The 20,272-nt window shown below is 39.5% G+C and carries 21 protein-coding genes and 1 other annotated feature; of the genes, 8 read left to right on the forward strand and 13 right to left on the reverse strand.

The window, feature by feature from the left end; translation table 11 throughout:
• The first annotated feature begins 78 nt into the window (after nt 1-78).
• A complete protein-coding gene (locus tag KMHG_RS04930; protein ID WP_010287515.1) occupies nt 79-1,683 on the forward strand; it encodes an ATP-binding protein in 1,605 nt (534 codons plus the stop codon).
• A 4-nt stretch (nt 1,684-1,687) separates the two neighbouring features.
• The gene (locus tag KMHG_RS04935; protein ID WP_010287524.1) at nt 1,688-2,359 is read left to right on the forward strand and encodes a response regulator; all 672 of its coding nucleotides are present in this window, start codon (nt 1,688-1,690) and stop codon (nt 2,357-2,359) included.
• A 117-nt stretch (nt 2,360-2,476) separates the two neighbouring features.
• Here KMHG_RS04935 and KMHG_RS04940 read toward each other — a convergent pair whose 3' ends face one another.
• Together KMHG_RS04940 and KMHG_RS04945 are read right to left on the reverse strand one after the other, a co-directional pair.
• Nucleotides 2,477-3,211, reverse strand: a complete 735-nt coding sequence (locus KMHG_RS04940) for an MBL fold metallo-hydrolase (protein ID WP_010287526.1) — start codon at nt 3,209-3,211, stop codon at nt 2,477-2,479.
• Nucleotides 3,212-3,423: 212 nt separating this feature from the next.
• Nucleotides 3,424-3,789: a hypothetical protein gene (locus KMHG_RS04945; protein ID WP_010287528.1), complete on the reverse strand. Its 366-nt coding sequence runs from the start codon at nt 3,787-3,789 to the stop codon at nt 3,424-3,426.
• Between the two features lie 317 nt (nt 3,790-4,106).
• On the opposite strand from KMHG_RS04945, the gene KMHG_RS04955 reads away from it, so the two are divergent.
• Nucleotides 4,107-5,576 (forward strand): hypothetical protein, encoded by a 1,470-nt coding sequence (locus KMHG_RS04955; RefSeq protein ID WP_010287529.1) that lies wholly within the window; start codon nt 4,107-4,109, stop codon nt 5,574-5,576.
• Between the two features lie 36 nt (nt 5,577-5,612).
• Here KMHG_RS04955 and KMHG_RS04960 read toward each other — a convergent pair whose 3' ends face one another.
• Complete coding sequence (locus KMHG_RS04960; protein WP_010287531.1) at nt 5,613-6,056, reverse strand: GNAT family N-acetyltransferase; 444 nt, start codon at nt 6,054-6,056, stop codon at nt 5,613-5,615.
• 209 nt (nt 6,057-6,265) lie between these two features.
• Here KMHG_RS04960 and KMHG_RS04965 point away from each other — a divergent pair, with 209 nt between their 5' ends.
• From KMHG_RS04965 to KMHG_RS04985, 5 genes are all read left to right on the forward strand, one after another.
• The gene (locus tag KMHG_RS04965; protein ID WP_010287534.1) at nt 6,266-7,318 is read left to right on the forward strand and encodes an iron-siderophore ABC transporter substrate-binding protein; all 1,053 of its coding nucleotides are present in this window, start codon (nt 6,266-6,268) and stop codon (nt 7,316-7,318) included.
• Nucleotides 7,318-8,349, forward strand: a complete 1,032-nt coding sequence (locus KMHG_RS04970; protein WP_010287536.1) for a FecCD family ABC transporter permease — start codon at nt 7,318-7,320, stop codon at nt 8,347-8,349. Before KMHG_RS04965 ends, KMHG_RS04970 begins: the two co-directional genes overlap by 1 nt.
• A complete protein-coding gene (locus tag KMHG_RS04975) occupies nt 8,346-9,374 on the forward strand; it encodes a FecCD family ABC transporter permease (RefSeq protein ID WP_010287544.1) in 1,029 nt (342 codons plus the stop codon). The genes KMHG_RS04970 and KMHG_RS04975 overlap by 4 nt, the downstream gene beginning before the upstream one ends.
• Before the next feature lies 1 nt (nt 9,375).
• Nucleotides 9,376-10,170, forward strand: coding sequence for an ABC transporter ATP-binding protein (locus KMHG_RS04980; RefSeq protein ID WP_010287545.1), 795 nt, complete (start codon nt 9,376-9,378; stop codon nt 10,168-10,170).
• A 100-nt stretch (nt 10,171-10,270) separates the two neighbouring features.
• Nucleotides 10,271-11,455, forward strand: coding sequence for a hypothetical protein (locus KMHG_RS04985; protein WP_010287546.1), 1,185 nt, complete (start codon nt 10,271-10,273; stop codon nt 11,453-11,455).
• A 159-nt stretch (nt 11,456-11,614) separates the two neighbouring features.
• Here KMHG_RS04985 and KMHG_RS04990 read toward each other — a convergent pair whose 3' ends face one another.
• From KMHG_RS04990 to KMHG_RS05035, 10 genes are all read right to left on the reverse strand, one after another.
• Nucleotides 11,615-12,040 (reverse strand): GatB/YqeY domain-containing protein, encoded by a 426-nt coding sequence (locus KMHG_RS04990; protein WP_010287547.1) that lies wholly within the window; start codon nt 12,038-12,040, stop codon nt 11,615-11,617.
• 75 nt (nt 12,041-12,115) lie between these two features.
• Nucleotides 12,116-12,700 (reverse strand): anthranilate synthase component II, encoded by a 585-nt coding sequence (locus tag KMHG_RS04995; RefSeq protein ID WP_010287549.1) that lies wholly within the window; start codon nt 12,698-12,700, stop codon nt 12,116-12,118.
• Complete coding sequence (trpE, locus tag KMHG_RS05000; protein WP_010287550.1) at nt 12,697-14,094, reverse strand: anthranilate synthase component I; 1,398 nt, start codon at nt 14,092-14,094, stop codon at nt 12,697-12,699. Before trpE ends, KMHG_RS04995 begins: the two co-directional genes overlap by 4 nt.
• A gap of 72 nt (nt 14,095-14,166) precedes the next feature.
• Nucleotides 14,167-14,374, reverse strand: a binding site (T-box leader).
• 41 nt (nt 14,375-14,415) lie between these two features.
• Nucleotides 14,416-15,180: a hypothetical protein gene (locus KMHG_RS05005; RefSeq protein ID WP_010287551.1), complete on the reverse strand. Its 765-nt coding sequence runs from the start codon at nt 15,178-15,180 to the stop codon at nt 14,416-14,418.
• Nucleotides 15,181-15,191: 11 nt separating this feature from the next.
• Nucleotides 15,192-16,670 carry a S8 family peptidase gene (locus tag KMHG_RS05010; protein ID WP_010287553.1) on the reverse strand — a complete coding sequence of 493 codons (1,479 nt, stop codon included), beginning with the start codon at nt 16,668-16,670 and terminating at the stop codon, nt 15,192-15,194.
• 186 nt (nt 16,671-16,856) lie between these two features.
• Nucleotides 16,857-17,024, reverse strand: a complete 168-nt coding sequence (locus KMHG_RS05015) for a hypothetical protein (RefSeq protein ID WP_010287555.1) — start codon at nt 17,022-17,024, stop codon at nt 16,857-16,859.
• 136 nt (nt 17,025-17,160) lie between these two features.
• Nucleotides 17,161-17,619, reverse strand: a complete 459-nt coding sequence (locus KMHG_RS05020) for a threonine/serine exporter family protein (RefSeq protein WP_010287558.1) — start codon at nt 17,617-17,619, stop codon at nt 17,161-17,163.
• Between the two features lie 12 nt (nt 17,620-17,631).
• The gene (locus KMHG_RS05025) at nt 17,632-18,378 is read right to left on the reverse strand and encodes a threonine/serine exporter family protein (protein WP_010287559.1); all 747 of its coding nucleotides are present in this window, start codon (nt 18,376-18,378) and stop codon (nt 17,632-17,634) included.
• Nucleotides 18,379-18,463: 85 nt separating this feature from the next.
• On the reverse strand, nt 18,464-19,234 hold the full coding sequence (locus KMHG_RS05030; RefSeq protein ID WP_010287560.1) for an SDR family NAD(P)-dependent oxidoreductase: 771 nt from the start codon (nt 19,232-19,234) through the stop codon (nt 18,464-18,466).
• Nucleotides 19,234-20,268, reverse strand: a complete 1,035-nt coding sequence (locus KMHG_RS05035; RefSeq protein ID WP_010287562.1) for a CaiB/BaiF CoA transferase family protein — start codon at nt 20,266-20,268, stop codon at nt 19,234-19,236. Before KMHG_RS05035 ends, KMHG_RS05030 begins: the two co-directional genes overlap by 1 nt.
• Between the last annotated feature and the right edge of the window lie 4 nt (nt 20,269-20,272).

Consider the following 20,272-nt stretch of genomic DNA (forward strand, 5'->3'; position numbering starts at 1 on the left):
CCTCCGAATTGATTGATGAGGTTATTTTACCATAAGAATCGTGCTAAAATAGAAACGTTTACAAAGGGGAGGGGCTGTATGACAAATTTTAAATTAACGATGAATGGAAAAATTACGGCTTTAACGTTCTTTATTATCGTATTTTCGTTTTTACTCGCAGGGCTTTTTATTATGAGTCATGTTTTACAATCTGAGGAAAAACGAATTTCAGAGCAAGCGATGCTCGTCGCACAAACGGTCGCAAAGCTATCAGAAGTAGCCGAAACGTTATCAGATACAACGACTAGTAATGAACAAAAGGCAAATATGCTTGATGAAACGATTCAAAATGTACAAACAACTAATAAAGCAGATTATATTGTCGTTTTAACGATGGATCGGGTTCGTTTAACACACCCACATCATGCGCTGATCGGTGTTCGCTCACAGTCGAATGATTTAAATGATGCGTTCACAGAGCATTATTATACGACAGTAGCAAAAGGGGACGTTGGTAATATGGCGCGTGCATTCGTACCAGTGATGAACGCTTCTCATACGCAAATTGGCGTTGTGCTTGTCGGTTATGAATTGCCGACATTTTGGTACATTGTTACGTCGTTAAAAAAAGAAATTGCGATTGCTATTTTATTGTCTTTATTGTTCGGTGGCTGGGGTGCATTTTTACTTAGTCGTAGTATGAAACGCGAATTGTTAGACTATGAACCACATGAAATTGCGAAACTATATATTGAACGTACAGAAGCGTTCAATGCGATGCATGAAGGTGTGATCGCCATTGATAATCACTTTACGATTACAGTGTTTAATGTAAAGGCAAAGCAAATTCTCGGCGTAGAAGATGAATTGTTAATAGGCCGGAACATTTATGACGTGTTACCAGATTCTCGATTACCAGAAATTATTGATTTTAATCAGCCGATTTACAATAAAGAGCTATTAATTAATCAACATACGATTTTATCGAATCGTGTACCGATTGAAGTAGCGGGGGAGACAGTAGGGGCTATCGCCATTTTCCAAGATCGGACAGAAGTGAAAAAGCTTGCGGAAGAACTTACAGGTGTGAAAGAATTCGTACAAGCATTGCGCATTCAAAATCATGAGCATAAAAATAAAATACATACCGTTGCAGGGCTTATTCAACTCGGTAATTATGACGAAGCGTTACACTATATACAAGGGGTCAAGCAAGCGCAAGACGATATACATCATTTTTTACATACGCGCATTCAAAATAAAAATTTAGCTGGGTTGCTGCTTAGTAAGGTGAATCACGGTAAAGAATTAGGGATTACCGTAGAGATTGATGACCAAAGTAAATTAGATTACTTACCACCATCTCTCGATTTTCATGATTTTGTCGTCGTGCTCGGCAATTTAATTGAAAACAGTTTTGATGCGTTGCAGCTATGTGACCATGAAGAAAAGCATTTGCTCATTAGCATTGATCAAGATGAGCAATTACTAACGATTTTAGTCGAAGATAATGGTATTGGAATGACGGAGGCACAATTAGCACGTATTTTTGATAACGGTTTTACGACGAAAAAATCGAAAAATCATGGGATTGGGCTTTATTTAATCCATGATATTATACAAAAAGCAAATGGTACAATCGACGTGATGAGTACGCCGAATGCGGGTACAAGTATTGTTATCACGTTTGATATGGAAGGGTGAACAGATGTTACGAGTGTTATTAGTAGAAGATGATCCGATGGTGCGTCAAGTGAATCGGCAGTTCATTGAAAAAGTATCAGGTTTTCAAGTTATTGATACGGCTTCAGACGGCATTGAAGGGGTAGAGAAAGCTGCAACGTTACAACCAGACCTTGTATTTATGGACATTTTTATGCCAAAGCAAGATGGGATTGAAAGTTTACGTCAATTGCGAGAACGATCGATTCCAGTTGATGTCATTACCGTCACAGCAGCGAACGATACGAAAACGATTGAGCGTATCGTGCAATTAGGGGTTTTTGATTATGTCATGAAACCTTTTACGTTTGAGCGTATTGAAGAGTCTTTACTGCGATATGCTGCATATAAACAGCAAACGCAGTCGAAAGAAGCGGTGACGCAAGAGGAACTCGATCGTATTTTACATAGTGCTGCGCATCATGAACATATAAAAGATTTACCGAAAGGGCTTAATAAAGCGACACTCGATAAAATTGTTGCGTATATCGGTACACAAAACATTGCGATTTCTGCTGAAGAGGTTGCGCATGGTGTTGGTCTAGCGCGTGTAACAGCACGACGATATTTAGATTTTTTAGAAAAACAGAACAAAGTGGCGATTGAGATTCAATATGGCGGTGTCGGACGACCTGTTAACCAATATAAATTACTGTGAGCATGAATTCCTATGCTCTTTTTTGTTATTTTTTTGATGTGATGTCTAAAAATTACCGAGGTTTTACTTAGGCAATGTCAAATAAATAACATTTCTAAGATTCGCCGAAAAAATGCTTTATATATGAATCCAATGGTGTTGTCGCGCAAGGTGAATCGGTGAATTTTCGATTTTTTCTCGATAATCTTCGATATTATCGTCATAATGCATAGCGACGATATAGCGTTGTACTTCTTTAGGGTAGTAGGCGAGCACTTCGTCAAATGTGCTATGGACAGGGTTTGGTGTAAAACTCATATCTTGTAAGATTAACTTCGTTTGGCGCGTCACAGCGGAGCGGAAAGGACTTTCTGTAAGTTTTTTAATATCGGACGTATAAAGAAGCTGTGTACCATCAGGTTGTGTAATACGGAGTCCGGTACTTAACATGCCAGTTATGTGTAAGTTCGTCGTAGATAGCAACTCCAGTTTGTAGCCGTTCAATATATGCGGTTGCTGCGTATGCAAAAGCTTAAATTGGCAAAATTGTTCAATCGTTTGTGCATCAAGCCCAGGTGCTAATACTGATAACACGTCGTCATACAATTCTTGCATCATATAGATGGTTGTTGGAAGGTCTGATGCGGAGCGGCGTGTTACTAGCTCTGAGAGGCCTCCAACGTGGTCAAAATGGCAATGGGTAATAAATACATTCTCGATATGCTCATAGCCCATACCAGCCTCATATAATGAGAAACGTAGCGATGTGCCACAGTCTATTAATAACGGCATACCATCAAAATCAAATAAGAAGTTGTTGTGGAAGAATCGGTTTGTAAACGCGCCACCAACACCGAGTGGTAAAATGTTCATGTCATCAGCTCCAGTATATGAATTAATGTGTGTATGTAATAAATACCCAAAAAATGAGCAATTTCACTTCTATTTTATAACTTCCACTAATATATATTATGTAAACTAAAAATAAATCGTTTTATCAACCCATTATTTCCTTCGTTTATACATCACAAAAAAACAAGAATTGATGATCTCCCGCTTCTTCATCAATTCTTATCTTGATGATACTATTTCCTTCCATGTCCACATTCACATTTGTGTAAAGGCGCCATACAATGCGCACAACAATCGCTAAGATCATCTTTTTGCATTTCTCCGTATTTATCATAATATACGTCTGGATCTAATCGAAATGCATCATCTTCTTTTTCATCATCTACATGAGTGTTTGTGTAATTGTACATCTCATTTAATCCGCTTCCTGCACTTGATCCACCGCCACTAAATGATGACTGGCATGCTAATATTCGATTGATTTTCCGTCTAAACTTTATGTGTAATACGAATAGTATGACAGCCCCTATTATTGTCGCAATCGCTGATAATAATAAGCTTTTATCGTTTACATACATAAAGATGCCAAATACTAGCAATAAATATTTCCATAAAGGTCCTAGTAAAATTAAGTATGGAAAACTCACTTTTACATTGTCTAACTACACTGTTTTAACATCACTATATAGATCATCATACGTATAAATAGAAATTAACAAGACGTACAAAATCACATTGCTACATACAGCATAAAGATATGGTGATTTCATTGTCTACTCCCCCTCTTCTATCATTCATGAAATACGCATATTTTACCATAAAATGTAATTTAATAATCTTCTTCGTAAAAATAAACGAATTTCTATATACTGTATATATAAAGTGACGTAAACATGAATTAAGGAGCTGATTAAATTTGCCAATAAATGAACAGCAAATGAGCGCGCAATTTAAAAACGATATGATTCATACAGTGCAAAATATGCTGGGGATTCAAAAAATGCATATTATTAGCGATCTTCACTCGCCTTGTCCTTTCAAACGCATTGAAATCGACGAAAGTATTTCACCTGAAACCCCTGTATCGCTCGTCATGATATTAGATTTAATGAACAATTTTTACGACGACTATAAACGTGCTCATAACGCGATAGACCGTACGTATGTGATTGAGAAGATTACTGATTATTTTATTTACTTAACGCTGCTACACGAGCCGCATTACCATGCATATCGCATATCTAAATTCCGTACGAATATTAGCGCTGAAAATATGAGACCTGCTGGAACAAATGATGAAATGGACTTTGACGTCAAACGATACATAACGAGTGATAAGACGTACAAAAATATTTTATTGCTAAAAAACTTTTTAACACATTTAAACTATTTAACAACACAAACATACGAATCACGTAGTACGACAGTTAGTTTTTTAATTTTTAAAGACGACGCGCGTAATTGTCGCGAATTTTTAGATGATCTAGGCATTGATTATATCCCGCTTGAAAAAGATGAATTAACATTGAATGATATTAATAACTATTCAAAAGCAAACCGTCTTGTCGATTCACTCTCTATTAGTTATGTCGTCAACGAACAATATGACATTTTAGGATTTGCTCGTAAAAGGCATCGTGCTGTAAAAGATATTTTATTAACGGCTAACGATAGTGAAAAACATTCCTTTGTATATTTAGAAAATCGTAAAATTTATTGGGTCGTCCAAAAAGACTTAATTGTCGTGTATGACAATGGACAATGGAAAGTAAAAGACTATAGCGTTATTTCGATGTTGCTACAAGTGATGTATGCAAACACCCCGAATGATGCAATCTATGCGGCCCATTTCGCAAAAAGCGTCATTAAAGACTTATCAATGAGCAATACAGGGGCCCTTTTCATCTTTTTAACTGCAAATATGTATAGTAATGAGTGTAAAAACTTACCGTATAGTGATGCCCAATTATTTCATTTCTTAACGAGACATGATGTGAAAAATACACAAGGCGATGTTGCGGATACGTATAAAAAGATTTTATTAAACGGACATGAAACATTTAAGTTGAGTGACCCGCAGCTCGATAGCCAATTAGTGAAGTTAATTGCAGATGTAGATGGCGCGATTATTATTGATTCGAACATGAACTTAATGAGTTTCGGTGAAATGATCGTGACGCAAAATTTATTAGACGTACATGTGCATCGACTCATTAATGGTTTAGGGACGAAAATGTATACACAACAAAACGATACAAAATCATTTAGAGGTGGTGCCCGCTCCTTGGCTGCCCTTAATGCGTCTACATACGGCCTTGCGATTAAAGTATCTGAAGACGGTGACATTAGCATTTACTATCGACGCGAATTAAAATGGCAAATTTAAAAAAACACCTTCCTTTTCGAAGGTGTTTTTTACGTACTATGCTTTTTCTAACAACATATCTATATGTGGAATATCATCTTCTAAATAGACATCTGAAATAGCTTCAAAACCGAAAGAACCGTAAAAATCACATAAATACGCTTGTGCTTGAATTTTAATCGTCTTCTCACCTAATGATGCATGGACAAAATCAATTCCCTTTTGCACAAGTTGCTGCGCAATTCCTTGTCCACGATGCGTTTGTTTTACGAGCACGCGACCGAGTGACGCTTGTTCATACGAAACACCTGGAGGTAAAATTCTTAAATACGCAACAATGACACCATCTTCTTCCTTAAACAAGTGATAAGAAGCTTCATCTTTCCCGTCCACCTCTAAATAAGGACAATTTTGTTCTACGACGAATACGTTTGTACGTTCATATAAAATTGCATACAGTTCTTTTGTCGTTAATGCATCAAATGGTTTTAAATGCCACATATAATCACCTTTTCTCTTTCATTTTCATCATTCTACTATAAAAGCATGATGATGTATATTTGATTAAATCCAAGTCTTATACAACAATTTTGTGCAAATAATAAGAAAAATAGTGGAAAGATATTGACAATACTGTGAAAAATGATATATTCACTAAGTGATAAAGATTCTCATTATCATAAAATTACATATAGAGAGAGGTATAAATTATGAAAACGATGAAATCATTGATGACGTTAATGTTTGTCGCTTTACTCGTACTTGTATTAGGTGCATGTGGTAACAACGATAAAGATGACGCTTCAGATAACAAAGATACATCTACATCAGAATCAGCTTCTGATACACAATACCCAATCGAAATTAAACACGCTTTAGGTACGACAACAATCGAGAAAAAACCTGAACGTGTTGCGACAATCGCATGGGCAAACCATGATGTTGCACTTGCATTAGGTGTTGTCCCTGTAGGTTTTTCTGCAGCGAACTACGGTATTAAAGATATCAAAACAGGTATCCTTCCTTGGACACAAGAAAAATTAGATGAACTTGGTGAAAAAAATCCAAACGTTTATCAAGATACAGACGGTTTAGACTTTGAAGCAATTGCTGACTCTCAACCAGACGTCATTTTAGCTGCTTACTCTGGTCTTACTCAAGAAGAGTATGACAAATTAAGAGAAATCGCTCCTGTTGTCGCTTACCAAGATCAACCATGGGTAACTTCATGGCGCGACCAAATCAAATATGATTCTATGGCAATGGGCATGGAAAAAGAAGGTCAAGCGTTAATTGAAAAAACTGAAAAAACAATCGCTGATACAGCTGCAAAATATCCTGAACTTAAAGGTAAAAAAGCTGCATTCGGTATGTTTAACACGACAGACCTTTCTAAATTCTACATCTACACACCAGCTGATCCACGTGGTGAAATGTTAGAAGAACTTGGTATGGAATATCCACAAGGTATTAAAGACCAACTTAAAGATGACTCAAGCTTCTACTTAGAATTAAGTGCTGAAAATGCCGATGCATTAAATGACACTGAATTATTCGTTGTATATGGCGACGATAAAACATTAAAAGCATTACAAAAAGATCCAATCTTAGGTAAAGTACCTGCGATTAAAGCAGGTAACGTTGTTGTCATCGAAGATAACACACCACTTGCAGCTGCAGGTACACCAAGCCCACTATCAATTGAATACACAATTGATGATTACACATCTAAAATCGCAGAAGTTGCGAAAAACGTAAAATAATGACGCTACCACAAGTAGACAATAAGCGAGCACTTTTACCAAAGCATTTTGCATTGGTATCAGTGCTTTTGCTTATTTTATTCGTAATTAGTATTGGTATGTCACTCGCATTTGGTTCAAGAACGATTGGCTGGCAAGGGTTAATGGATGGGCTCTTTCACCCGTCAGTTCAATCGCATGAAGCAAGTGTCGTTAGACAGCGTATCGCGCGTACAATCTTCGGATTAATGTGCGGTGCCGCACTCGGTATTGCCGGTTCGTTAATGCAGGCGGTTACACGTAACCCGATTGCAGACCCAAGTATTTTAGGGGTCAACACAGGTGCTTCTTTATTTGTCGTTTGTGGCATTGCCTTTTTAGGGATTAGCTCTGCTGAAGAATATATTTGGCTTGCGATTATCGGTGCGATGTTAACGGCTATATTTGTATTCGGTATCGGATCGCTCGGTGCGAGTGGTGCAACACCATTGAAACTTGTTTTGGCGGGAGCGGCAACGAGTGCGATTTTATCTTCGCTCGTGACGGCGATTATGATTCCTCGTTCGAACGTTATGGACCAATTTCGTTTTTGGCAAGTTGGGAGTGTCGGTTCTGCAAAATGGACATCAATTGAAATTTTCATTCCATTTTTAGTCGTAGGCGTTATTATTGCGCTCTTTGCGGCCCCTGCACTAAATGCACTTGCTTTAGGTGATGAAGTAGCGAAAGGTCTCGGTGTAAATACGACGTTTATTCGCGTAATTGCCGCACTCGGTGGCGTATTACTATGTGGCGCCGCAACTGCACTTGCAGGTCCAATCGGCTTTATCGGTTTATTAGCAACGCATTTAATCCGTTTAATGCTCGGACCAGATATCCGCTTCATTATCCCCTTCTCTGCAATCGCCGGTGCCATTATTTTAATGATTTCTGACGTTTGCGGTCGTTTCCTAGGTAGTCCTGGTGAATTAGAAGTCGGTATTTTAACAGCCTTTATCGGTGCACCAATTTTAATTATCATTACAATGAAAGCGAAGATGCGTGCGATATGACAAATACGATGAATCATCTCATAAAATCACGAAACAAACGTCGTCGGAAATTTATGATGACGACAGCGATACTTGCGCTCCTAACGATTGCACTTTGCGTCGCGATGATGATGCTCGGGAATACGATTTATCCTGTACAAGATATTATCGCCGTACTCATGGGTGAAACGATTCCAGGTGCATCATTTGCCGTTAATGAAATTCGTCTTCCGCGTATGCTTGCGGGATTATTCGCTGGTTTTGCATTCGGCGCAGGCGGTTACATTTTCCAAACGATGCTACGAAACCCGCTCGCAAACCCGAATGTTATCGGTATTACATCAGGTTCTAGCGCAGCGGCAGTATTTTGTATTATCGTATTACATGCGAGTAATACAGTCGTTGCAATCGCTTCGGTAATCGGTGGACTTGTGACAGTATTGATTATTTATGCATTCGCAAAAGGTGCATCTTTTTCAATCGGTCGTCTCATTTTAATCGGGATCGGTATTCAAGCGATGCTAACCGCAGCGATTAACTATTTATTATTAATCGGTAAAACGAATGATTTACCAACAGCGATGCGTTGGTTAACAGGTAGTTTAAATAATGCAGATATGGAATTGATTATTCCGTTGATCATTACTGTCATTGTCACAATGCCATTCATCTTGTATTTCTCAAAAACATTGGAAATGCTAGAACTTGGTGAACAAGCGGCCACTGCACTTGGCGTGAATACGAATAAAACACGTATCGTGCTAATGGTTAGCGCAGTAATTATGATTGCGATTGCAACTGCAACGACGGGACCAATTGCCTTCGTCGCATTTTTAGCAGGTCCGATTGCGCAACGTTTAGGTGGCGCCAATTTCTCAAACATTGTCCCCGCTGGACTCGTTGGTGCTATTCTTGTATTAGGTGCAGATTTAATCGGACAATTCGCCTTTGAAACGCGCTATCCAGTCGGTGTTATTACCGGCATTGTCGGCGCTCCGTACTTAATTTACCTACTCATTCGCATTAACCGAAAAGGAGATATTTAACGTGACGACACATACGTTTCAAACGAAAAACATTCAGTCGGGCTACGACAATAAAACGATTTTAGAAGACGTTAGCTTATCGATTCCGAGCAACAAGACTAGCATTATTATCGGTGCGAACGGTTGTGGGAAATCAACGCTACTAAAAACGATGTCTCGCCTCATTAAACCGACAAATGGTGAGGTACTACTTGATGGCAAGTCAATCCACCATATGCCGCCAAAGCAACTGGCAAAAACATTAGGCTTACTACCACAGTCTCCTGTCGTTCCAGAAGGTATTACAGTAGCAGATCTGGTTGGGCGCGGTCGTTTCCCGCATCAAACGCTATTCAAAGGTTGGTCAAAAGAAGATTATCAAGCGGTATCAGATGCCCTTGAAATGATGAACATTACGGAATTTGCCGATCGCAACATTGATGAACTTTCAGGTGGTCAACGTCAACGTGTCTGGATTGCGATGGCCCTTGCGCAGCAAACCGACATTTTATTTTTAGATGAACCGACAACATACTTAGACATTACGTACCAAGTCGAAATTTTAGATTTACTAACGGACTTAAACCGTAAATACGGAACGACAATTGTCATGGTGCTGCACGATATTAACTTATCAGCACGTTATGCCGATTACTTATTCGCAGTGAAAAAAGGGAATTTAATCGCTGAAGGTGCACCGAGTGATATTTTAACGAGTGATTTAATTAAAGAGATTTTCGCACTCGATTGCCAAGTCATTGATGACCCGGTCTCACATACTCCACTCATCATTCCGATTGGTAGACATCATGCATAAATAAAAGCTGGGTGACTACGGTTACTCAGTTTTTATTTATGCATTTTTGTATTTTATCGGTATAATAAGACAGACTACATAATTGAAAGGTTTTGAGAACATGTCAAACGTTGAAAAACTATTAGATGGTGCACGCGATTTAATGCGTCAAGCACGTTTAAATCAAGCAATCAACATGTGTACAGCAGCCATTAAAGAAGAACCTGCAAACAGCAATATTTACCGCCTGCTTGGGGAAGTTGCTTATTTAATGGACAATAAAAACTTGTCGATTGCGGCATACTTATCAGCACTACATATTGAAATTGCGAAAGTAGAACATTACGGCTTAACAGAGCAAACATTGCCGATGTATGAACGTATCCCAGATGATTTAAAAGCACAATTACCCGTAAAAGGTGCTTTCCTGTTATTTTACGATACAAACACATTGCGTAACTTAGCACACACCGTTGCGGATAACGATGAAAATGCGGTGAAAGAAGAGCCTCAACTTCAATTATTTAAAGCGCTATACCGCGCGAATTTAATGCAAGATACAGAAGGCTATAATGCTTTATTAAAAGAGAATGGCTTAACAGATGCGCAATATACTGAATTAGAAGAATCGTTCTACATTCCAATCGGAAACGAACTTGCGCAAGCTTGGTTACGTTTCGATGAAATTGGTAACTTAGACGTTGGTCGCCTATACTTCGGTACAGAACCTACAGAAAAACAAGAAGCGCCTCAAGAACCTGTTGATAATGACCTTGAAAAAGTAAATAAATTATATGGCACACTATTTAGCCAGTTATTACAATTCGTCGATCCAGACAGCGTTCAAAAAGAGTACAATGCGATGCTAACAGGTGAAAAAATGCAAATGACAGGTAAAGAAGCCGTTTATGAACATTCATTGCTACAAAAGCTAGCATCACTAACAGCGAAACAAGGTATGCTGCTCGAAATTTTAAAAGAGCTTATTCGCACGAAAGAAGCGTATACGACAGAAGATTTAGATGCGAAGTTAACACAGGCGGAAAAAGATAGTATGACATCATACAATCAAATCATTCCGATGTTAAAACAAATGTATCAAGGTAGTGAAACTGAACGTATTACTGCTTTAGAGCGCGATTACAAATTATATTCATTCACGAATAGCTTACTAATGGATTTAACGATGATGTTAAACGATAATGATGCGTTACTGACACGTCTTGCGCTCGTATCACCAGAAGTAAATGCCAACATTATTCAACAATATTGCGGTTATTACTTAAGCGAGTTATTCCCTGCATAATAAAAAGCTGATGCGAAAATATTTGCATCAGCTTTTTATTATGCATATTTCTACATTTGTGTATAATCGTGTGGAAACATGTATAAAAGAATGTGGAAACATAATCATCATGCTATTTATACATGTGTATACTTTTGTTCATACAAATGTAGAAACTTGTTAAATTAATGATTTCACAACTTTTGACATCGTCTTCCCATCTGTTTTACCGAGTAGAAGTGGTTTGGCAATTTTCATCGCCTCACCCATGTTCATGCCTTCCGTAATACCCGCTTCTTTTAGAAGACTGATTACTTCGTCTTCAGATAATTGCGTCGGTAAAAATGCTTTTAATAGCTCAAGTTTTCTTTTTTCATTTTCAATTAAATCTTCTCGTCCCGCTTGCTGTGCACCTTCTAGCGCTTGTTCTGTTTGTTTGACTTCTCGCTGCACGATCGTGATTTCTTCTTGTTCTGTTAAATCAGCACCCTTTTCTTTCGCTTCGCTATCAATTGCTGACTTTACGAGTTGTAGCACACCTTTTTTCAACGTATCTTTATCCCGCATCGCTTGTTTTAGTTGTGTAAATACGGCATCTTTTATCATCTCATATCACTCCTTTCCATCTTTATACCCCATTTACAAAAAAAGAGGCCGCTCCGCATGAGCAACCTCTTTTCGTTATACGTGCACCGCTAATTGATTGAAAAATGCTTGAATCATAGTCGTACCTTCTGATGTACCAATCGACTCTGGGTGATATTGCATGCCGTACACTGGATAGTCACGATGTTTAATCGCCATAATTTCTTCGTCATCTGACGCAACGGCCAATACTTCTAATGTATCTGGCAATGTTGCAGGGTCAATAACAAGTGAATGATAACGCATTACTTGTGGTGTTTCAGAAGCTTGCGCAAATAAATTGTCGCGTGAACAAATCGCTAATGTTGAAAACTTCCCGTGCATAATGCGTTCTGCACGTACGACAGACGCGCCAAATGCTTGCCCAATTGATTGATGACCTAAGCAAATACCTAGAAGCGGGATTTCTGTATGAAGCGCACGAATGACCTCTAACGTAATCCCTGCTTCATCAGGCGTCCCTGGTCCTGGTGATAAAATAATGGCTTCTGGCTGCATCGTACGAATATCGTCAATCGTGACCGCATCGTTCCGAACGACTTGAACGTCTTTTCCGAGCGCTGCGACTTGTTGGTATAAGTTATATGTGAATGAATCGTAGTTATCAATTAATAAAATCATGCTTCACGCACCTCCAATAATGCTTTCGCTTTGTTGATCGTTTCTTCGTACTCATTGATCGGTACGGAGTTATAAACAACACCTGCGCCTGCTTGGACATGCGCTTTCCCTTTTGAAACGACCATCGTACGAATCGCAAGCGCCATATCTAAGTCACCTGTTACGGATAAGTAACCGACTGCCCCCGCGTATACCCCGCGTTTTACGGTTTCCAACTCATTAATTAACTGCATCGCACGAATTTTTGGTGCACCTGACACTGTACCTGCTGGTAACGTCGTTTGGAGCACGTCAATCGGGTGTACATCATCGCGTAGTTCTCCGGTTACTTCTGAAACGATATGCATGACATATTTATAACGCTCAATTTGCATATATTTATCAACGCTGACCGTTCCGACTTTTGATAAACGACCGATATCATTACGGCCGAGGTCGACGAGCATGCGGTGTTCAGCAAGTTCTTTTTCGTCTGCGAGTAGTTCTTTTTCTAAAGCGATATCTTCCGCAGTTGTTTTCCCACGTTTACGTGTCCCTGCAATCGGATTTGTCGTGACGATACGATTGTCCACTTTTACGAGACTTTCTGGTGATGTCCCTAAAATCGTATAGCCGTCAAAGTCTAAATAATACATATAAGGTGATGGATTACTTAAACGTAACTTACGATACAAACTCATCGGATTGCCGTTAAATGGCGCTGAGAAACGTTGTGATAAGACAATTTGGAAAATGTCGCCGCGTTTAATGTGCTCTTGGCCTTGGCGGACAATATCACAAAATGCGTCTTCTGACGTACTTGATGTAAATTGTAATTCATCAATATCCGCAGCTGGGATTAACGTCGGGTGTTCAATTTGATGAATCATACTATCGACGATATTTTCAAGTTCTGTCGTCGTTTTGCCTTCGTCGAATAAATCGATTGCAACGACAGATAACTTTTGTAGTAAATGATCAAAAACGATGAAGCGGTCAAAAAATAGTAAATGCATATCCGGCATATCTAATTCATCGGCTAGTACTTCCCCAATTTGCTCGTGATAAAAGGCTGTTTCATAGCCGACATAACCGATTGCCCCGCCGTAAAATGAAAACGGATAGTTTGCTGGCTTCCCAGGCATTAAACGACGAATGACGTCAAAAGCAGGTTCTGACGTTTCGGTATGTGTGCCATCTGCTTCTACGATCGTGACGCGATTTGTTTCTGAAATTAATTCTTTTATCGGATTTGCTGCGACGAATGAATAACGGCCACTTTCTTCGTGTTTAGCGCTTGATTCAAATAAAATCTTTTTCTTGCCATATAAGGAATGATACAGTGAAATTGGTGTCACCATATCTCCCGGAATGTCTTTTTGAATAAATGTTTGCATGCTCTGCTCTACTGTCATGTGTGTCAATCCTCTCTACTCTTACTCTGCTCATTGCGTAGGAATCAAAAAATCCCCCATAGAGAAAACTCTATGGAGGACGAAATCAATCCGCGGTACCACCTCGATTACAGCTACTACGCTGTCCCTCGTACGTAACGGTGTACTGCCGGATTTCCCTACTGTCATTCAAGAAATCACTCCGAGGCCCATTCGAATTAGTTGTATGCTTAGGCTCTCACTATCCCTAAGTCGCTCATCATACAGGGCTAATTGTACTCTCCCTCATCTACGTGTTCGTTTTTATGATTGTTGTCATTATAACGAACATTGTCAGATTTTTCAATCTATATCGCCACTTTTATTTTCCGGTTGTCGGCAAAACTTCAACATGTAATGTACATAACGACGATTTGTCGTAATTTGATGTGCCAGAGACTGTGCAATTACCTCAAAAAACTCATTGCCACGATCCGTACCGCGTAGTTCCCGCTTTGTACGACGTTCATCTGGCCAACGTCCGATAATATAGTCTTCTTCTTCAAGTTCCCAAGAAACGTTATATAAATAACCGTTCGATGGTGCCCAACCGTATCGTGCTAATAGTTGTTTTTCTACATCAACCATCGAAAACGTACTACGTGTTTGAGACAATTGGAAAATCATATAACGAACGATGTCTTTGATTGAAATCAGTTTTGAAAAATAACTTCTGAATTCCTCTGGTAATAAATGATCTGGTTTTGGCGGCTTTTCACCATTTTTCGTTAAATCATAATAAAAACGATCTAACACGAGGACGATTTCGTAAAAACGATCATAGTACAGTTCCCGGTAACGTTTTAAACGATTGACACCGATTTCTGTAATTGAATAGCATACTTTTCGACCTTCTAAATGAGAAGATAGTGCCCCTTCTGCCTCTAACCCTTTTGCGACACGTGCTACGTATTCATAACCGACTTCACGTCCGGGAAATGTTTCTAAAAAGCTGAAATACACTTCACGAGGATATTTTGGCGCGTGTTGTGTTTCGTATAGAAAATAAAGGGCAATCGTATCTTTTACACTAAAACCGACTGCTTGTTGGAATGTTTTTTGTTTCATGTCATTCACCCCTAATTCGTTGCTAGTAATGTAGAAGTCGCTTTAGACGTCAATCCACTTTTATCGTATAAGACGATACTAACTTTGTATGTCTTTTTACGGTTTAACGGTTTCGTCGTAAAGCTTTTCGTTGTAGATTTACCTACATATTGGCCATTTAAATAAATTTTAGCATACGCGTAGTCTGGTGTGTCAGGTACTTGCCAAGTAATACGTGCTTTTTCATTCGTTGCGAAGCGCATTTGAATATTAGAAGCTTTTTTTGGTGGCGATGTATCTTTTTCAGTTACAAAAGTAAATTCTACAGGAGATGCGCTGTCACCATGTTGATTAACTGCGCGTAGTTCTATCAGTTGTACAATATCAGACGATAAGTCACGCAATTTGAATGAATCTTCTTGTGTACGCCCAATCTCTTCTCCATGTAATGACACAATGATTGTGTCCCACGTATCCGCTGTTGTTTTCGGAAACTTTAACAAAGCTTCATGATCTGTGACGTCCACGACTTCATAGGTACTAGGTGGTAATGAAGTTGTCGGTTTAGAATACCTGTAGATAGGCATACCGTACCCGTACGATGTGTCATATCCTTCAACGCCTAAATCTTTCGCGTAAAGACTTAGTTTTTTCTTCAAATGTGCAGGAGAAGCATATGGATATTGTTCTTTTAATAACGCTACCATTCCAGTAATAAATGGTGTTGCAAATGACGTACCACTCGCCTCATATAAATCGCCTTTTACAGAAATCGTCGGAATATTTTCACCAGGCGCGACAAAATCAATGCCTTTTCCGTAATTAGCAAAGCTACTTCGTTTATTTTTAGATGACACAGACGTTACCGCAATCACTTCTGAATAACGAGCGGGATATGTTACTGTTTTTTGCTTATTGTTACCCGCAGACGCAACGACGACAATGTTTTGTGCAACCGCTCGTTTGATTGCTTTATGTAATGCAGGGATGTCACTTTTTAAACCAGATGAGATGTTGATAATATCTACACCGTCATCAATCGCTGCATCAATCGCTTCGATGAGCTCTTTGACGTCGCCTTCTTCTGTACCATCTTTATATTTATAAGAAAGTAAAGTTACTTTTGGCGCGACGCTAATGATTGAATAGTCATCAGATTGTTTTAACGGTTTGGCACCGATAATGGCTGCGACACCTGTACCGTGACCTTCTTCAAAACGATCTAGTACATCACCTTCATTTATTTTTGTTTTCGGGTTATCTGCTGTAAAGGTTTTGCGTATTTTTACGTTTGATAATAATTGACTGTTTTTATTCACGCCTGTATCAATTACAGCGATGCGAACCCCCTTGCCTGAATACCCTTTTTCCCATGCGAGTGGGATATGTAGTTTTTTCAATTGGTTCGTTGGTTGTTCATCGCTATATAATGCCTTTGCTTGCGCGTTCATACCCATTGAAGGGATTGCTAATAAAGAACAAATTGCTATACAATTAAGTGGATGACGCATAAAATCCCTCCTTGTTCATTATGTCTATTATACGAAATAATGTAAAAAAAAGAATCTGTTAGGATGCAGATTGTATCGTTTTCTTGAAGACATATGGAAAAGCCATGCTTTTACGGCATAAAAATAAAATCGCCTCATCGCATTTCATTCATAAAATAGCGATCAGACGATTGATATAAGTATTGTTTAACTGGCGTTTCCGAGACGTTCTCCCTCTTTCTTATGCACGTTATAGGCATTTAATTGCTCCTCCGTTAAATTCTTTACGAACAAATAAAAGTTCATCGACTCCAACCCATGTTGTTGGCAAGCCTCACAATAAATACGATAACCTTCGCGATACATTTCCATCATAAACATCCTCTCTTGTTATATAACAATTTTTATTTATGACAATAATATATAACAGATTAAAACAGCCGTCAACATTTTTCTGAAAATTCTTTCTAAAATAAAAAAGACCGCCGAGCAAATGGCTGGCGGTTAGCGATTAGTTGAACGTTTTCACTTTTTTGAAGCGTCTGATCATTTTACGATACATTTGCACGAGTACTTCTGCAATGACAAGTCCCATGACGATAGCACCTGTAATAATACCGGTTTTTAAGAAAAATTGAAGCGATTCATTGTATTCGTTAGCAACGACGTGGCGCATTGCTTCATAAGCAAGTCCCCCTGGTACGAGTGGGATAATGCCACCTACCACAAAAATTAACATCGGTGTTTTATGTTTGAACGATTGATAATGGGCGACGATGGAAATGATGAACGAGCCACAAAATGAAGCTGTTACACTGTCGACTTGTTGTTTGATCATCGCGTAATAAATGAGCCAGCCAATCATACCGACGAGGCCGCAATGTTTTAAAGTTGATTTCGGTGCGTTAAAAATAATTGCAATCCCATATGTGGCAACGAATGCACAAACGAGTTGTAATATGTAATCCATTTGTCGGCCTCCTTAAAATAAAATAAGCACGAATGCAATACCTGAACCGATTGCGAGTGCAGTGAGTGAAGCCTCCGCTCCTTTTGTGACACCAGATACGAAATGTCCAGCCATCATATCACGTACCGCATTCGCAATTGGTACACCTGGTACGAGTGGCATGACAGCCCCGATAATAATTTTATCTTCTTCAACCCCTAAACCGAAGTGGAGCGCGAGAATCGTCAAAATCCCGACAGCAATAGATGCTGTAAATTCCGCAAAAAATTTCACTTTCGTAATGGCATTCATACGTAAACATACCCAGTGACCAACACCACCCGCAACAGCTGCTGCAGGCATGTCCCATACGGAACCCATAAATAAAATAACAAAACAGCCACTCGCAATGGCCGCAAAAATGACTTGTGCGAGCTCTGATGGGAATAAATTTTTATTTTCGAGCGCCTTTAATTGCTCATATGCTTCTTCTAACGTAAGTTGATTTGCTGTGAGGGCGCGTGAAATCGCATTAATCGCCGCGATTTTCGATAAATCTGTCGCACGTCGCGGTATTTGCGCGATACGTGTCGGACTTTCATGACCTGCAGAAAAAATAATCCCGGTCGGCGTCACGAAACTTTGGGCGTCTTGATAACCTTGTGAGCGTGCCATACGTAACATCGTATCTTCTGCACGATACGTTTCAGCGCCACTTTGCATAAGCAAACGTCCTGCGAGTAAAAAACAATCCGCTGCCAAAACAGATGAAGTTTCCATGCTGTCCCTCCCCGTAAATAAAAGTAAGGAGCCATCAATTTGGCTCCTTAACATTATAGTAGTTATTTGCTTATTTGGTAACCCATTATTTTGCTGGCATACGCGTTGCCGCATCTAAACGAATGAGTTCAGCATTTAAATAGTCACTTTCAATCATATACTTCGCTGTGAAAGCGTATTCAGAAGGGTCACCGAGACGTTTCGGATACTCTGGAATTTGGCGTAGCGACTGTAGCGCATTTTCTGGCATTCCTTGCATCAACGGTGTTTCGAATAAACCTGGCGCAATCGTATTGATACGAATGTTAACGCTCGCTAAGTCGCGGGCGATTGGAAGTGCCATACTTGCAATTGCTCCTTTACTCGCGCTATATGCAGCTTGTCCCATTTGTCCATCAAATGCAGCAATAGACGCTGTATTAATAATGACGCCGCGATCTGCATTGTCGTCCGACACATCATTTTTCGCCATTTGTTCTACCGCAAGGCGCAATACATTAAACGTACCGACCAAATTAATGTCGATGATTTTTTTAAAGAAATCAAGCGGCATCACACCTTTACGACCGAATACTTTCGCCGGCGGTCCAATGCCTGCGCAGTTCACGACAATGTCTAAATGATTTTGTGTGTCGATAATGTTTTGAATCGCTTGTTGTACATCTTCTTCACTTGTCACATCTACTTGATGAAACGTTGCATTATGCCCAAGTGCTTGTACCGCTTCCTGTCCGCGTTCCTCATTCACATCAAAAATATTTACCTTAGCTCCGTTATCGACAAGCATTTGGGCTGTCGCAAAACCAAGTCCTGATGCTGCTCCTGTCACGATGGCTACTTTATCTTGAATACGCATTAAATCATCTCTCCCTTTTTCTCTGTAAAATGTAATGGTGATTGAATTTGTGTGTCATTGATAAGTCCTCTTGCTTGCGCATGAGGCTGTTTCGCCGCCTCTAAAAATGTGAGAACAGGCGTCATACATAATTCACTTTCATCTGCTAAAATGACTTGCCACTGCGCAAAGGTTTTGGTACGAATCGCTTCGATCAATGCTTCTTTTTGTGCTTCAATCGATAGCTCAAACCAATTCGGAATCGCGAGCAATTCACATAAACGCTTTTGAAATTTTAATTCTAATGAACCGACTGCGACGTACCGACCGTCTGCAGTTTCGTAGTAATCGTAGAAACTACCACCATTTAATTCTTCTGCCTCCGGTTCAATGTCTTCGCCTAACGCGAGTTGCATCGGTCCGAATAACGGGTGTAACGATAAAGCGGCATCAAACATACTAATATCTAAATAACGCCCTGTACCGGTACGTAAACGTTCAATATAGGCCGTTAAAATGGCGATGACACCGTGGAGTGCGCCGCCACCGAGGTCCGCAATTTGCATACTACTCGCAACAGGTCGTTCCCCTTTTCTGCGCAGCCCATTTGCAATGCCAGAGAGTGCTAAATAGTTAATGTCATGTCCTGCATGATTTGCCAAGGGACCGGTTTGGCCGTAACCTGTAATCGCACAATAAATGAGTGATGGGTACTGTTCTTTTAATGACGCATATCCAAAACCGAGTCGATCCATGACACCTGGGCGAAATTGCTCAACGACGATATCGTATTCTTCAAGCAATGCGTGTACTTGTTTTTTTCCTTCCGGCGATTTCAAATCAATTTCAATCGTTTTTTTGCCACGATTGAGTTGTTCATAACTCGCCGATTGCCCACTTTCAAGCTGTGGTTTTAAATCTTTCACAACATCTCGCTTGCCAGGGGCTTCTACGTGCAACACTTCTGCTCCGAGGTCTGCTAATATCATCGTCGCAAACGGTCCAGGGAGTAACGTTGAAAAATCGAGTATTTTTAATCCAGTTAACGGTCCCATAAGC

It is taken from the genome of Kurthia massiliensis, assembly GCF_000285555.1.
Taxonomy (GTDB): domain Bacteria; phylum Bacillota; class Bacilli; order Bacillales_A; family Planococcaceae; genus Kurthia; species Kurthia massiliensis.

Bases quoted from the DNA above. Each gene is read 5' to 3' on its own strand.
- KMHG_RS04930 (WP_010287515.1), top strand. From the start codon at position 79: ATGACAAATTTTAAATTAACGATGAATGGAAAAATTACGGCTTTAACG.
- KMHG_RS04935 (WP_010287524.1), top strand. From the start codon at position 1,688: ATGTTACGAGTGTTATTAGTAGAAGATGATCCGATGGTGCGTCAAGTG.
- KMHG_RS04940 (WP_010287526.1), bottom strand. From the start codon at position 3,211: ATGAACATTTTACCACTCGGTGTTGGTGGCGCGTTTACAAACCGATTC.
- KMHG_RS04960 (WP_010287531.1), bottom strand. From the start codon at position 6,056: ATGTGGCATTTAAAACCATTTGATGCATTAACGACAAAAGAACTGTAT.
- KMHG_RS04965 (WP_010287534.1), top strand. From the start codon at position 6,266: ATGAAAACGATGAAATCATTGATGACGTTAATGTTTGTCGCTTTACTC.
- KMHG_RS04970 (WP_010287536.1), top strand. From the start codon at position 7,318: ATGACGCTACCACAAGTAGACAATAAGCGAGCACTTTTACCAAAGCAT.
- KMHG_RS04975 (WP_010287544.1), top strand. From the start codon at position 8,346: ATGACAAATACGATGAATCATCTCATAAAATCACGAAACAAACGTCGT.
- KMHG_RS04985 (WP_010287546.1), top strand. From the start codon at position 10,271: ATGTCAAACGTTGAAAAACTATTAGATGGTGCACGCGATTTAATGCGT.
- KMHG_RS04990 (WP_010287547.1), bottom strand. From the start codon at position 12,040: ATGATAAAAGATGCCGTATTTACACAACTAAAACAAGCGATGCGGGAT.
- KMHG_RS04995 (WP_010287549.1), bottom strand. From the start codon at position 12,700: ATGATTTTATTAATTGATAACTACGATTCATTCACATATAACTTATAC.
- trpE (WP_010287550.1), bottom strand. From the start codon at position 14,094: ATGACAGTAGAGCAGAGCATGCAAACATTTATTCAAAAAGACATTCCG.
- KMHG_RS05005 (WP_010287551.1), bottom strand. From the start codon at position 15,180: ATGAAACAAAAAACATTCCAACAAGCAGTCGGTTTTAGTGTAAAAGAT.
- KMHG_RS05010 (WP_010287553.1), bottom strand. From the start codon at position 16,670: ATGCGTCATCCACTTAATTGTATAGCAATTTGTTCTTTATTAGCAATC.
- KMHG_RS05015 (WP_010287555.1), bottom strand. From the start codon at position 17,024: ATGATGGAAATGTATCGCGAAGGTTATCGTATTTATTGTGAGGCTTGC.
- KMHG_RS05020 (WP_010287558.1), bottom strand. From the start codon at position 17,619: ATGGATTACATATTACAACTCGTTTGTGCATTCGTTGCCACATATGGG.
- KMHG_RS05025 (WP_010287559.1), bottom strand. From the start codon at position 18,378: ATGGAAACTTCATCTGTTTTGGCAGCGGATTGTTTTTTACTCGCAGGA.
- KMHG_RS05030 (WP_010287560.1), bottom strand. From the start codon at position 19,234: ATGCGTATTCAAGATAAAGTAGCCATCGTGACAGGAGCAGCATCAGGA.
- KMHG_RS05035 (WP_010287562.1), bottom strand. From the start codon at position 20,268: ATGGGACCGTTAACTGGATTAAAAATACTCGATTTTTCAACGTTACTC.